Consider the following 13,339-nt stretch of genomic DNA (forward strand, 5'->3'; position numbering starts at 1 on the left):
CTTTTTTCGAATTTTCTTATTTTTAGAAAAATATAGTTAATTCTGCATATTTTGTATTTTATCTGACTATTTACAATCTATCCGAAACCGTCCAAAAGAAAAGGCGCCTTCCGGCGCCCTTTCCCTTTCAACTCTTATTTCTCACGTTTACGATAAACAACTGCTCCGACCACTGCTGCTGCAGAAACGCCGAGCAGGATCACCCACAGCATCACCTGTGTGCGGTCTCCCGTGTCCGGACTCTTTGTTGCTTTCTTCAGATAGAATACGGTATCCGCCTGGCCCTTGCTTGAAACGATCGAAATCGTATGCTTGCCTTCTGCCAGACTCTTTGTATACTCGGCCTTCAGCGTAACCTGCGTATTCTCTTTTCCAGCCGTCACATAATTCTTCGCATCAATCTCTTTCTGGTCGATGAGAACCTTTTTGAGATCCTTTGCTTCAAAATCTGCGGTGAAGGAAAGCTCCTTGCCCTGCATACCTGACTGATTGACTCCTTTGGTAATCTCCGGAAGATTCTGCGCAGTCATCGGTTTCTGTTTCAGGCCGGCAATCGCTTTTTCCAGCGCTGCCGCATAACCATCCACCGTCTTCTGCTCCGTGATATTCTTTCCGCGTACAATCGCTGCTTTTGCATCATTGACTGCTTTTACGCTCTCGTCCGTGTATTTCTTCAGATCGTTTGGAATCTTTTTCACTGCGGCATCTACTTTGCTGTAGTCCGCATCTTTATACGTAAGGCCGGCAATCGCTGCCTCGATCTTTTTTGCGTAACCGTCTACGCTCTCCTGCTCTGTGACCGGCCGCTCGGTTACGACGCTGTTCTTTGCATCTTCCAGTGCTTTTACAGACGCATCGGTATACAGACTGAGATCCGCCGGAATCTTTTTGATGGCTTCCTCTACTTTGGAATAATCTGCTTTCCGAACCTGCAGTCCTGCCAGTGCATTTTCAATTGCTGCTGCCCAGCCGTCTACTTCTGCCTGATCCAGAATGGTTTTTCCGCTTTCTACGCTGTTGATCGCTGTCTGAAGCGGCTGAATGCTTTCTTCCGTATAAATACTCAGATCATTCGAAACTTTGGCAAGAGCCGCGTCTACGGCGCTGTAGTCCGCCGGTTTCAGGGTCAGTCCGTCAAGAGCTGCTTTCAGGTTTTCTGCAGACTGATCGACTTCCTCCTGTCTGCTGTCATCCAGATCCCATACAATGGCTTCTTTTGCCGCATTCAGTGCTTTTACACTCTTTTCGGTATAAATGGATAAGTCTTTCGGAATCTTTCCCAGGAGTTCTTCCACTCCCTGATAATCTGCCGGAACCGGTTTGCGTACCAGTGCTGCAATTGCATTCTCCAGTGCTTCCGCATAAGCATCAACTGCCTGCTGCTCTTCTACCGTTTTGGTGCGGTCGATGGATGCGATGACTGCATTCAGTGCTTCCACGCTTTCTTCCGTATAGATAGAAAGATCTCCCGGAACTTTGGCAAGTACTGCATCAACTTCTGTGTAATCTGCGCCAAGAAGCGTCAGTGCGTTTACTGCTGTCTGAATGGCTGCCGCATAACCATTTACGGTTTCCTGTTCAGCTGATGGCAGGTTCTCTTTTACCGCATCTTTTGCTTTCTGAACAGCTGCCGCGCTTTCTTCTGTATACCGGCCCATGTCCTCCGGGATCAGCGCCAGCGCTTCTGTTACTTTGGTGTAATCTGCGGCTTTTACAATCACAGTGAATTCCTGTGTGAAGTCAACGCCGGTTTTCTTTCCGTCTTTGATTGTCGCCAGAAGTTTTACGGTTCCGGCATTCGTTACTTTCAGGTTTGTGCCGTCTAAAACAGCACCTGTCATTCCGGCATCCGTGATTTCCCATGTGATCTGTTTCTGATCTGCATTTTCTGGAACTGCTTTGCCCGTCAGTGCGGTGATTCCCGGGATTTCTTTCGGTATGCCCTGGATTTCTGTTACAGCTACGTACTCATAGGTTCTTATCTGGATTTCAATGGCATCTTTTGTTTCCGTTTCTGCGATCTTTGTTACAATCCAGCTTCCGTTCCAGCTGTCTGCCTTTTTAAGCAGATAATCTGCCGGAGCCTTTTTGGCCTTTTCCGTAAGATCCTTCAGATTCCAGGAAGCCGCCGCTGCGATCACAGCCTCTTTTTCTGTTTTTATTCTTTCTTTGTCATCTTTCTTTTCATCCAGATTTGTTTTTTCTGAAAGTATTCGGATTTCTCTGTTCTCTGCATCATTTTTAATCTCCGTATCTTTGCCGAGAACGTCGCCTGCTTTCAGCGAAAGCTCTCCGAACTTCCACGTTTTGGCTTCCTCTTTTGCGAATGCCATGGTTGGGAACATCGTCACGATCAGAAGCATGGACAGTACAAACGAAAGCATTTTTTTCGTTTTCTTCATAACACAAATCCTCCTTTCCTTTTGATTGTTTTGCAGCCGCCAGGGGCCGCAGTTTCTCTTGTTACTTTCATTATACGTGTGTCAGAAAAAGAGTCAACGGGCCGTAAAAATTCGTAAGAATTCTTGTGCATTTCCGCTAAAATACTTTCAACGTTTTTTCACAATACTTCCATGAATTTTTACGGCCCGTCAGATTTTCTTAAGATATTCCTTTATTTGTGATGAAGCACATATTTCACATACGCAATTCTGCGGCTGTCCGGTGCCCAGGAGTTGACGTTGATACTGCCCTGGCCGCCGAAAAGATCCAGCACTTTTTTCTTATTCTGTCCGTCATAATCCATCATTCCAAGCGATACATACATGTTCGGCAGATGCTCATTCGGTTCCAGCTCACCTTTAGCGAAGGTCAGGTAAATGACGTGTTTTCCATCCGGCGAAACGTGGCCGAACCAGTTGTTGGCATCGAAATCGGTCATCTGGGTGAGACCGCTGCCGTCACGGTTCATCCGCCATACCTGCATCAGACCGCTTCTGGTGCTGTTGAACCAGATGTGCTTTCCGTCCGGTGAATACTCCGGACCGTCGTTGTAGCCTTTGCCGTCCGTCAGGCAGGTTTCCTCGCCGCCGTCTGATGGAATCGTACAGATCTCAATGCGCATAGTCTCCTCCTCCGGCTTTTTGCGGAAGGCACAGTACGCAAGCTCTTTTCCGTCCGGCGACCAGCCGTGCAGATAGCTGAGACCCGGTCCGGTGAGGTCTTTTGGTTCACCGCCTGTCATCGGGAGCACGTAGATGTGGGATTCATACGTTCCATCTGTGAGTTCCGGCGGCATGCAGCTTACCGCCAGCAGCTGGTTGTCCGGTGACGGAATGTGGTCATTGTTGCACTGCACGCAGAAACCGGTATCAACCTGCTCCACATGGTCTTTGTCGATCTCATAGCGGTAGATTTTTCCATCCGCATTATAAAGCAGGGTGTTTCCATCGTTCAGCCAGTTCGGTGCCTCGATGATTCCCGGAAACTCATGCAGCACGGTTTCTTCTCCGGTCTCCACATCCATCGTGCAGAGAATGCTGTCGGTGTTGTCTCTGTCCCCTGTCCATCCGGAGAGCATTTTTCCGGCGCGGCAGGTATCCTCCAGTGTTGCCGCATCCATATCCACAATCTGCAGTGCACCGTTTGCACGGGCGAACTGGAAGCAGGCTTTCAGATCAACCATGCCTTTTCCAAGCGGCGCTTCCTGGCCGGTGATTTTCATATCTTTATAATGAACGGCTTTGACTCGGTCCGCATGCGCCCAGAGGAACTCTTCCGGGTCGACGCCGCCGCAGTACATCCAGCCGACATCTACTTCTGCTCCGACTTTTTCACCGCAGGCTTCCAGGAGATATTCGTACGCTGTTTTTCCATTCACGCGGATACAGATATCTTCTTTTTCGTTGTGAATCAGAAGACCTGCTCCGGCTTTTTCCAGTTCTTCTGCCAGTTCGCGGTATCTTGCAGCGGTTTCGTCCAGAACATCTTTTGTCAGGCGTGCCGGGCTCTTTACGACAAACCAGGAAATGTGGTATTTCTGCGCCAGTTCTGTAAGAATGGCAAGTTCTCTTTCATAGTGGTATTCATCCAGGAAAATGTGGACCGCATGAACCTCAATGTGGTATTTTGCAAGCAACGGCATTGCCTGCTCCAGATCCTCCGGGATCCAGAAACCGTAGTCCCTGGCATCAACACGGAATCCGAGACACGGCTCGATCTGGCGGTAGCCTGCCTCATAGATTTTCTTTAAAAATCCTTCGGGATCCTGTTTCCATTCTTTGGATACCCCATACATCTGTACACCAAAATACATATTGGTTTCCTCCTTCTCCAGATCCGCTGTTTCCCCATTTTCAGCGGATTTTCTTTTCCTCCATTTTACCACATTTCTTCTATTATAGATATGATTTTTCCTGTCAGTTATAAGAAACACGCTTTGCGTAAAAAAGGCGCCCCGTATGTGTTTTTTCCACATACGGAACGCCTTTTTCCGCCATTTTTTTCAGGGCCTGGTTATTCTTACACAAACTGGTTCGTTTTCTCATCGTACTCATAGTCGATGAGCGCCAGTTTTTCCCGCAGATCGGATTCCTCTGTCTGCATGGCCGCGCAGAATTCTGCGAGCGACGGGTAAAAATCTCTTAACTGCGTATTGACATAGCTCAGCAGCATTACGGGATCTTTCGGCATCATTCGTCTACTACCTCCACACCTGGTTTGATCATTGCCTTCAGGCCGCCGTTTTCCACATCCAGAAGGATCGTATCGCCCTCGCTGACCTGACCGCCAAGGATCAGTTTTGCGGTGCTGGTTTCTACCTCTTTCTGTACGAAACGTTTCAATGGACGGGCGCCGTAAACAGGGTCGTAGCCGCCCTCAATGACAAACTGTTTTGCAGCCGGGCTCAGTTCGACGGTAAGCTCCTGGTCTGCCAGACGTTTGTTCAGTCCTTTCAGCAACAGATCTACGATATGACCAATGTTGTCTTTTGTCAATGGTTTGAACATAATTGTTTCATCCAGACGGTTCAGGAACTCCGGACGGAAGTGTGCACGCAGATCCTGCATGACCAGGTTTCTCGCCTCTTCGGAGATGCTGCCGTCATCCTGAATGCCGTCCAGCAGATACTGGGATCCGATATTGGAGGTCATGATCAGGATCGTATTTTTAAAGTCTACGGTACGGCCCTGGGAGTCGGTGATACGGCCGTCATCGAGTACCTGCAGCAGAACGTTGAAGACGTCCGGATGCGCTTTCTCGATCTCATCGAACAGAACAACAGAATATGGTTTTCTGCGCACTGCCTCAGTCAGCTGGCCGCCCTCCTCGTAGCCTACATATCCCGGAGGCGCTCCGATCAGACGGGAGACGGAGTATTTCTCCATGTATTCACTCATATCGATTCGAACCATGTTGTTCTCATCATCAAACAGCTTTTCTGCCAACGTTTTCGCAAGCTCTGTTTTACCGACACCGGTAGGTCCAAGGAACAGGAACGAACCGATCGGTTTTGTCGGATCCTTGATTCCGGCTTTGGAACGGATGATCGCATCCGAAACCTTGGTGACTGCTTCATTCTGGCCGATAACTCTCGTGTGAAGTTCATCTTCCAGGCCGAGGATCTTAGTTCTCTCGCCTTCGGTCAGTTTTGCAACCGGGATTCCGGTCCAGCGGGAGACAATTCTGGCAATCTCTTCATCCGTTACACTCTCGTGTACCAGTGAGAGATCTTCATTTTTAACTTTTTTCTCTTCTGCTTCCAGCATCTGCTGTAATTTCGGGAGTTCACCGTACTGCAGTTCAGCGGCGCGGTTCAGATCGTAATCATTCTTTGCTTTCTGGATCTGGCGGTTCATGTCCTCGATCTGCTCACGCAGTTTGGACAGTTTCTCAACGGAACTCTTTTCATTTTCCCACTGTGCCTTTGCAGAATTGAAGGTATCCTTTAACTCAGCCAGCTCTTTCTGCAGTGTTTCCAGACGCTCGCGGCTCAGATTGTCGGTCTCTTTTTTCAGTGCGGCTTCCTCGATCTGCATCTGCAGAATCTTACGGCGCTGCTCATCCAGCTCGGCCGGCATGGAATCCAGTTCTGTCTTGATCAGAGCGCATGCCTCGTCGACCAGGTCGATTGCTTTATCCGGCAGGAAACGGTCGCTGATGTAACGGTTCGAAAGGGTTGCGGCTGCAACGAGGGCACCGTCGGTGATTTTTACGCCGTGGTAAACTTCGTAGCGCTCTTTTAAGCCACGCAGGATGGAAATCGTATCCTCTACGGTCGGCTCATCAACCTGAACCGGCTGGAAACGGCGCTCCAGGGCGGCATCTTTTTCGATGTACTGGCGGTACTCATCCAGCGTTGTGGCACCGATGCAGTGCAGTTCGCCTCGTGCCAGCATAGGTTTCAGCATGTTTCCGGCATCCATCGCGCCGTCGGTCTTTCCGGCGCCGACGATCAGGTGCAGCTCATCGATAAACAGAATGATTTTTCCGTCGCTCTTTCTGACTTCCTCCAGAACGGCTTTCAGACGCTCCTCGAATTCGCCGCGGTATTTTGCTCCGGCTACCAGGGCTCCCATATCGAGGGAGAAAATGGTTTTATCTTTCAGGCTCTCCGGTACATCGCCGTTGGCGATTCGCTGGGCCAGGCCTTCTACGACTGCGGTTTTACCAACACCAGGCTCACCGATCAGAACCGGATTGTTTTTTGTCTTACGGGACAGGATACGGACAACGTTCCGAATTTCGGTATCACGGCCGATAACCGGGTCCATTTTCTGGTTTCTGGCTTTTTCTACGATATCCTGTCCATATTTTTCCAGGGTGTCGTATGTTGCCTCCGGGTTGTCGGTGGTAACTCTCTGGTTTCCGCGCACGGTGCTTAATGCCTGCAGGAAACGTTCTCTTGTGATGCCGTACTCCTGAAACAGTTTTTTCATGGACGGGCTTGGGTTTTTCAGCATTGCCAGGAAGAGGTGTTCTACGGAAACATACTCGTCTCCCATGGCTTTCGCCTCATCCTCAGCATTTATCAATGCTTTATTCAGATACTGACCGATATACGGCTGACCGCCGGATACTTTGACGCGGTCGTTCAGCGCCGTCTCGACACGGTTCAGAAAATGATCTTTGTTGATTTCCATCTTTTCGATCATTTTCAGAATCAGGCTGTCGTCCTGATGCAGGAGGTTATACAACAGATGCTCCTGCTCTATTTCCTGGTTGCCGAAATCGTATGCGGTCTTTTCCAGGTCCTGTACAGCCTGCAGCGATTTTTGTGTGAATTTACTGATATTCATAATCGGCTTCCTCCTTATCTATTTGGGTGCTAACATTCGCTCCGAACAAAAAGAGCGTTGATGTGAATTTTCTTTTCTTTCTTTGTTCTAGTCGTACTATAACACTAGTTATTAGCACTGTCAAGAGGTGAGTGCTAATTTTTTTTATTTTTCCCGACGCTCCTTTTCTCCCTCCCCCCCTAAAAGATTTTTATTCATCGCCGTACACAGCAATAAAATGAATCAGTGCCTCTGTTTCGGAACTGGCATACTTTTTGGCAGATGCTTCCAGCGGCTGTGATTGATATGCTTCAAACGAATCGCCCTCGTCGCGTCCAGATATGTAGCGATTATCATTTAGTTTCCACTTCCTCATTTCTTCAAAATAAGCAGTATTCGCCATTTCCGAATTCCAGTCCATTCGCTCCAGCAGATAATACTCCATTCCATGATAACATTCTTCGCAAATTCCCGTAAAAAATTCTTCTGCTGTCTGAGATGTTAAATGCTCTGGAGCATACCATATTTCGTTCTCTTCATTATTATATAATGCAACGCAATTCGATGATCCTGTCTCTTTCACATACAGCGGAATTTCGGGAATTCCAAGTCGTTCTGTTTCAAGCCGTACCATCTTCTGCGCTGCAATTGTTCTTTCTTCCAGTGTTTTTTGCCTCCATTCGCTCTCCTTTAAGCTCAGCAGAAATTCTTTATTTTCCTGAAAAATGTTCTCCTGATTCTGGACGAGATTATAGTCCTTTTTTCGTTCGTAAAGTTCTGCCACTCCGGACGGAGACTCAAGCTTCCAATATATCATCATACAAGTCGGTACCATACTCACGCATACTGAAACAAACAGAAATGCGTTTAAGTCACTTCTTTTTAATCTCCAGAATTTTTTCGGAGAATATTTTCGTTTTTTTCTATGTAAATCTCTTAAAACCGTAACAAGAAATATCCCATCCAGCACTGCAAGAAACAACACAATTTTCAGTGAATATTGGGCAAATAAAAACAGCATCAGTATGCTCGGCGGAAATGTATAGAATAAAACTTCATTTGCAGTTCCATCTGCGCAGTAGCTTCGAATGGGTGAGGCCAGCCACAAAATCAGGCACAGCGCATAGGCAAAAAGCATTGTCCCCGACGAAATATGGACGGAACATTCTGTAATATATACCTCAACCTGTTTCACATACATCACATACAAGATACAGATCGGATATAAAATCGAGCTTTTGCTCAACCAGTATGCCGCTGATTTTCTTTCCCGTCTTCTTTTCTGTTCCTCCATATCAGATCCCCCCTGATTTTTCTTTTGTTTTATTTGAAATACTTGTATGTTTATTTTAGCGTAATTTTTCGTTTTTGCCTATCCTTCGTTTTTCAGTTGAATCTTTCTGTAAAAACCAAAATTGCGAAACCCTGTTTTGGCAGGACTCCGCAATCTCTTTTTCCTATTTACTTTATGATACATGACGGGCAGCATATTTCATTTTCTGGTTTCCGGCGCATTTCTTAAAATACTGCCGGATCGCATTTTCGTTCATATCGTTTCCGATAAACACAGCCTGGCCGGCGTTTTTCTGTTCTGTGCCGGTGATGCTGTAGCGGTGATCGGCGACATCAAATTGGAGAAACTGGTCTCCGGCTGCGAACTGTCCTTTTGCACGGATGATATTTCCAAACGCTCCGCGAATGATCTGTTCCAGAAAACACCACAGGGTTTCCGGTGCCTCCATTCGGATATTTTCGAAGGAGAAGGTCTCCGGCATCTTTTCGCCGCTCTGCGTATCCTGTACTTCTTTCTCATATCGGCCGCCCAGCAGCAGGCTCTGGTAATCTTCCCGTGTCATCGTGGATGCATAATCCGTGATGATTTTTGCCTGCGGGTTAATTTCCTGCAGAAATTTCTGGATGCGCTGTTTTTCTTCCGCCTGGCATGCTTCTGTTTTGGAAACAATGATCGTATCCGCGCTTCGGATCTGATCCTGATACAGCTCGGGATATTCCGCCATATAGCGGCGGTAACTGTAAACATCCACAATAGTGACCGGCGAGAGAAGCTGAATTCTCTCGTACTCGATCTGACGCAGATTTTCTATAATCCGGGCGAGACTTCCGACGCCTGTCGGTTCTACGATCAGGTATTCCGGGTCTACCACATTGGCAATGGTCAGCACGGATGCTGCAAAATCCTTTTTCCCGATGCAGCAGATGCACTGCTCTGTCATTTCCCATACATTTTTCTGCGTTCCTTGCCGGTTCTGGCCAAGACGTGCGCCGTCGATTCCTGCGGCTCCATATTCATTTTCCAGTATGGCAAACCGCTGATCGACGTTCCTGGCCAGCCGTTTGATAAATGTTGTTTTTCCCGCGCCCAAAAAGCCGGATACGATCAATATTTTCATACGTTTCCTTTTTCAGTCAAATTTTCAAATCATCAGTCAGCCAATTTAACGACTGGTTTGATTAAATCCTTCGGTTTATCTCTCATGAGGAACAGTGCTTCTTCCAGATGATCCCATCCATCAAACACATGTGTGGACAGCGGGCTGACATCCAGCTTGCCTGCCGAAACAAGAGCTCCCAGTTTTTCCATGCGGAGTCTTCCGCCAGGCATCAGGCCTCCGTTAATCTGTTTGTGACCCATTCCAACGCCCCACTCTACACGCGGAATATCAATGTTGTCACCGGATCCAAGATAGTTTACATTTCCGATCTTTCCGCCCGGTTTCAGGCATTTTACTGCTTCTGCAAAGGTTTCTACACCACCGCCGGCGATGACTACTTTATCAACACCTTTTCCATCTGTCATATCAAGTACCTGCTGGAAAATCGGTCCGTTCTTGTAGCTGACAAAATCCGTTGCGCCGTATTTTTTTGCCGCTTCTACGCAGACCGGTCTCGTTCCGACAGCAATGATTCTCGATGCGCCGCGCATATTCGTTCCGGCTACCGACATCAGACCAACTGGTCCGATTCCGATGACAAGAACTGTATCACCAAACTGTACATCGGCAAGCTCTACGCCGTGGAATCCGGTCGGCACCATATCGGAAAGCATGCACGCGTCGACAACATTGATGTTTTTCGGAAGCAGCGCAAGGTTTCCATCGGCATCATTTACATGAAAGAATTCAGAAAAGACACCATCTTTGAAGTTGGAGAATTTCCAGCCTGCCAGCATTCCGCCGGAGTGCATGGAATAACCAGCCTGTGCTTCCAGAGAATTCCAGTCCGGAGTGATGGCCGGCACAAGAACCCGGTCTCCCGGTTTGAAATCTTTTACGAGCTCTCCGACTTCCACAACCTCTGCACAGCACTCATGGCCCAGAATCATGTTATGACGGTCACCGATGGCCCCTTCCCATAAAGTGTGGACATCTGATGTGCAGATGGCAACTGCCAGTGGACGGCAAATGGCATCCATCGGCCCGCATTTCGGGCGTTCTTTCTCGATCCATCCGGATTCACCGATTTTCAGCATTGCATAACCTTTCATATCTTTTGCTCTCCTTTCAGATTGTTAATGATTTATCGATTCCTATGATTCGAATATATCACTAATAGGTTACTAATTCAACAGAAAAGTCACGGAATATCGTAGAATATTCCGTGACTTTTTTATAGCTTTTGCACAATAGATTACTTATAGATACTTTTTATCAAATTCTGTACCGACCGCATTCCCATACCGAAACGGCTACAGCCGGCTTTCTGCATTTCCTGTATAGTTTCCAGACTGCGGATTCCACCGGCGGCCTTGATCTGAATGCGACCGGCGGCTTCACGGCTCATGATTCGAACCTGCTCCACGGTGGAAGGACAGCCGGGATACCATCCGGTGCTCGTCTTTACATAATCCGCACGGCCTTCCACACACAGATCCACTGCCTGGCAGATTTCCTGCTCCGTCAGCTGCGGTGCCTCGATGATCACCTTAAAAATCGCCGAAGGCACCTGCTCCCGGATGGCCAGAAGTTCTTCTTTTACATAAGAAAATTCGTGGCTTCTGAATGCCGTAAGATTCATCACCATGTCGATTTCCCGGCAGCCAGCCTCCCACAGTTCTTTTGCCTGCCACTTCTTCTGTCCGGTCGTATCTCCGCCGCCCGGAAAGCTTACCACGCCTCCCGCATGGATTTCTCTGGTGTCCTGCAGCCGTTCTGCCACATGGGCGCTGAACGCCGGCAAGGTAAACACAGCAGCCAGACGATATTTCTTTGCCAGCTCCACCATCGCATCAATTTCATCCATTGTATGAAATGCCTGTACACAGCTGATATCAATCTGCCGCATCAGTTTCTTCTGTTCTTCTGTCTCATCGCTCATTTACTCCGTCCTTTTCCCGAAATCTCCACCTCGTACTTGCTTCCGATGATCCGCACGTGGTCAATGCTCACCGGCCGGTTCTGCCAGTAGGTGACTCTGTGCACCACAAGAAGCGCATCCTTCGGCTCCGTTTTCAGAACCTGGGCTTCCATAAAGGTCGCGGATTTCGCTGAAATTCTGTCTCGTGTCTCATCAATCTGCAAGCCGAATTTCTCCTCCAGAAACTGATACAGCGCTACAAACTGATTCTCATACGCCTCGATGCCAGGGACTTTCGCATATTCGATATAATTTTCCATCAGCGTAACAGGCTCTTCATCCGCAAGCTGCAGCCGCTGAATCCTCGCCACGCTGGTTCCCTCCGGAATTTCCAGTTCATCGGCGAGCTGTTTGTCCGCCGAAATGATGTCGATCATCATATCTGACGTCGTTACCCGATATCCTTTTTTCATCAGGGATTCCGTGACCGATGTGACCTTGTTATAATTCTGAATTGCCTTATGATTCAGCACCCTCGTTCCAGAACCCTGGCGAACCTCAACCAGTCCCTCCTGCACCAGCATCTTTACTGCATTCCGTACCGTAGTACGGCTGACCTGATAGATTTTCTCCAGTTCACACTCCTTCGGCAGAAATCCCCCGACAGGATATGTTCCCTTATTGATCTCGTTTTTCAGTCTGCTGTAAACCTTCACATAAGCCGGTGCATTTTTCATCTTCTTCCCCTCCCGTGAAATATCAATATCCGCTTTTTGATCCTTTTTGCAGTATACCATATTTTGACGGCACAATCGAGTCCCAAAGAAGAGTTCCTGTTTTCTGCTTTGTCACCGACACATACTCTGCCAGACGCACAGAAAAAAGGCAGACGCATGTCATTTCTTTATGACTCACGTCTGCTCTGCATGAATCTTCTTTTTTCTGCTGTCTGCGAAATACTTCCATTCTCCAGAAGCAAATCTCTCTTTCTGCGGTGTAAATTTTTGTTACAAATTTTTTATTGTTCTTTTCTATTTTTTCGTATCAAACCGCGTCACCGCCATGTGCACCACGTACGGCACCAAGATGACCGGGATTGCCAGGTATGCCAGGATGCTGTACGCCTTCTGGATCAGCGTCAGCAGACCAAACTGTGCGATAAGGAAGTCCGCGATGCAGCAGACAAGCGCGGCAAGGATCTGGGTGCGGCTGATTTTGCCTGCGGTTTCTGTTCTGCTGCTTCGTTCAGCGAGACCGGCGTGGATTCGTTTGACCATGGCGGCAACCATGTTGACGGCTGTGGATACGGCACCGAGGATGATCAGTACGGAAATCAGCGGTGTCATGAATTTACTGCCGACGCCCTGCTGAACCATAAATAATGTCGGGACGCTCTGCTGGATCATTTCCGGGTTCTGGTATACGGTCATGATTCCGAGGACGACCATGATCATCAGAAGGGCATTTAATACGGCACCGACTGCCATGCTCTTTCCGGCATCCTGCGGTTTTTCGAAGGATTTGGCATGCTGGACGAAGACTGCGACATTGGCAAGCTGGAAGGTTCCGTAGAGGAATGCGGCGTACAGGGCTTTGCCGAATGGGAGGTCTGCGGTTTTCATGGTGTTTACAGTATCGCCGATCTTTCCGGCTCCGGCGATGATGTTCGGGACGTAGACGATCAGCAGACCGGCAATAATGCAGATGGACAGCACTGACGCTACTTTCCGCACCAGATCCGTTCCGAATACCGAAACGACGAAAATAATTTTCCAGTTTCATAACGATTCTCCCTTCTTCCTAACAAG

The 13,339-nt window shown here is 48.2% G+C and carries 10 protein-coding genes; all 10 read right to left on the reverse strand.

Annotated elements, in window-relative coordinates; genetic code table 11:
* Positions 1–134: 134 nt before the first annotated feature.
* The 10 genes from DWX26_RS06800 to DWX26_RS06850 all read right to left on the reverse strand — a co-directional run bounded on the left by DWX26_RS06800 (position 135) and on the right by DWX26_RS06850 (position 13,264).
* Complete coding sequence (locus DWX26_RS06800) at positions 135–2,402, reverse strand: hypothetical protein (protein ID WP_118601126.1); 2,268 nt, start codon at positions 2,400–2,402, stop codon at positions 135–137.
* Positions 2,403–2,614: 212 nt separating this feature from the next.
* The gene (locus tag DWX26_RS06805) at positions 2,615–4,255 is read right to left on the reverse strand and encodes a TIM barrel protein (protein WP_158555011.1); all 1,641 of its coding nucleotides are present in this window, start codon (positions 4,253–4,255) and stop codon (positions 2,615–2,617) included.
* Positions 4,256–4,461: 206 nt separating this feature from the next.
* Positions 4,462–4,635 carry a DUF4250 domain-containing protein gene (locus tag DWX26_RS06810; protein WP_022461670.1) on the reverse strand — a complete coding sequence of 58 codons (174 nt, stop codon included), beginning with the start codon at positions 4,633–4,635 and terminating at the stop codon, positions 4,462–4,464.
* The gene (gene clpB / locus DWX26_RS06815) at positions 4,632–7,238 is read right to left on the reverse strand and encodes an ATP-dependent chaperone ClpB (RefSeq protein WP_055220290.1); all 2,607 of its coding nucleotides are present in this window, start codon (positions 7,236–7,238) and stop codon (positions 4,632–4,634) included. Before clpB ends, DWX26_RS06810 begins: the two co-directional genes overlap by 4 nt.
* Before the next feature lie 190 nt (positions 7,239–7,428).
* Positions 7,429–8,511, reverse strand: coding sequence for a hypothetical protein (locus tag DWX26_RS06820; protein WP_117510090.1), 1,083 nt, complete (start codon positions 8,509–8,511; stop codon positions 7,429–7,431).
* 172 nt (positions 8,512–8,683) lie between these two features.
* A complete protein-coding gene (locus DWX26_RS06825; protein ID WP_117805215.1) occupies positions 8,684–9,628 on the reverse strand; it encodes a CobW family GTP-binding protein in 945 nt (314 codons plus the stop codon).
* 32 nt (positions 9,629–9,660) lie between these two features.
* Complete coding sequence (locus DWX26_RS06830) at positions 9,661–10,722, reverse strand: NAD(P)-dependent alcohol dehydrogenase (RefSeq protein ID WP_022461674.1); 1,062 nt, start codon at positions 10,720–10,722, stop codon at positions 9,661–9,663.
* A 143-nt stretch (positions 10,723–10,865) separates the two neighbouring features.
* Positions 10,866–11,552 carry a deoxyribose-phosphate aldolase gene (deoC, locus tag DWX26_RS06835; protein ID WP_118601127.1) on the reverse strand — a complete coding sequence of 229 codons (687 nt, stop codon included), beginning with the start codon at positions 11,550–11,552 and terminating at the stop codon, positions 10,866–10,868.
* Positions 11,549–12,268 (reverse strand): GntR family transcriptional regulator, encoded by a 720-nt coding sequence (locus tag DWX26_RS06840; RefSeq protein ID WP_055220242.1) that lies wholly within the window; start codon positions 12,266–12,268, stop codon positions 11,549–11,551. The genes deoC and DWX26_RS06840 overlap by 4 nt, the downstream gene beginning before the upstream one ends.
* Positions 12,269–12,562: 294 nt before the next feature.
* Positions 12,563–13,264 carry a hypothetical protein gene (locus tag DWX26_RS06850; protein WP_173827592.1) on the reverse strand — a complete coding sequence of 234 codons (702 nt, stop codon included), beginning with the start codon at positions 13,262–13,264 and terminating at the stop codon, positions 12,563–12,565.
* Between the last annotated feature and the right edge of the window lie 75 nt (positions 13,265–13,339).

It is taken from the genome of Blautia sp. AF19-1 (assembly GCF_003479155.1).
Lineage (GTDB): Bacteria > Bacillota > Clostridia > Lachnospirales > Lachnospiraceae > Fusicatenibacter > Fusicatenibacter saccharivorans.

Coding starts and splice junctions, on each gene's coding strand:
- DWX26_RS06800 (WP_118601126.1), bottom strand. CDS start 2,402: ATGAAGAAAACGAAAAAAATGCTTTCGTTTGTACTGTCCATGCTTCTG.
- DWX26_RS06805 (WP_158555011.1), bottom strand. CDS start 4,255: ATGTATTTTGGTGTACAGATGTATGGGGTATCCAAAGAATGGAAACAG.
- DWX26_RS06810 (WP_022461670.1), bottom strand. CDS start 4,635: ATGATGCCGAAAGATCCCGTAATGCTGCTGAGCTATGTCAATACGCAG.
- clpB (WP_055220290.1), bottom strand. CDS start 7,238: ATGAATATCAGTAAATTCACACAAAAATCGCTGCAGGCTGTACAGGAC.
- DWX26_RS06820 (WP_117510090.1), bottom strand. CDS start 8,511: ATGGAGGAACAGAAAAGAAGACGGGAAAGAAAATCAGCGGCATACTGG.
- DWX26_RS06825 (WP_117805215.1), bottom strand. CDS start 9,628: ATGAAAATATTGATCGTATCCGGCTTTTTGGGCGCGGGAAAAACAACA.
- DWX26_RS06830 (WP_022461674.1), bottom strand. CDS start 10,722: ATGAAAGGTTATGCAATGCTGAAAATCGGTGAATCCGGATGGATCGAG.
- deoC (WP_118601127.1), bottom strand. CDS start 11,552: ATGAGCGATGAGACAGAAGAACAGAAGAAACTGATGCGGCAGATTGAT.
- DWX26_RS06840 (WP_055220242.1), bottom strand. CDS start 12,268: ATGAAAAATGCACCGGCTTATGTGAAGGTTTACAGCAGACTGAAAAAC.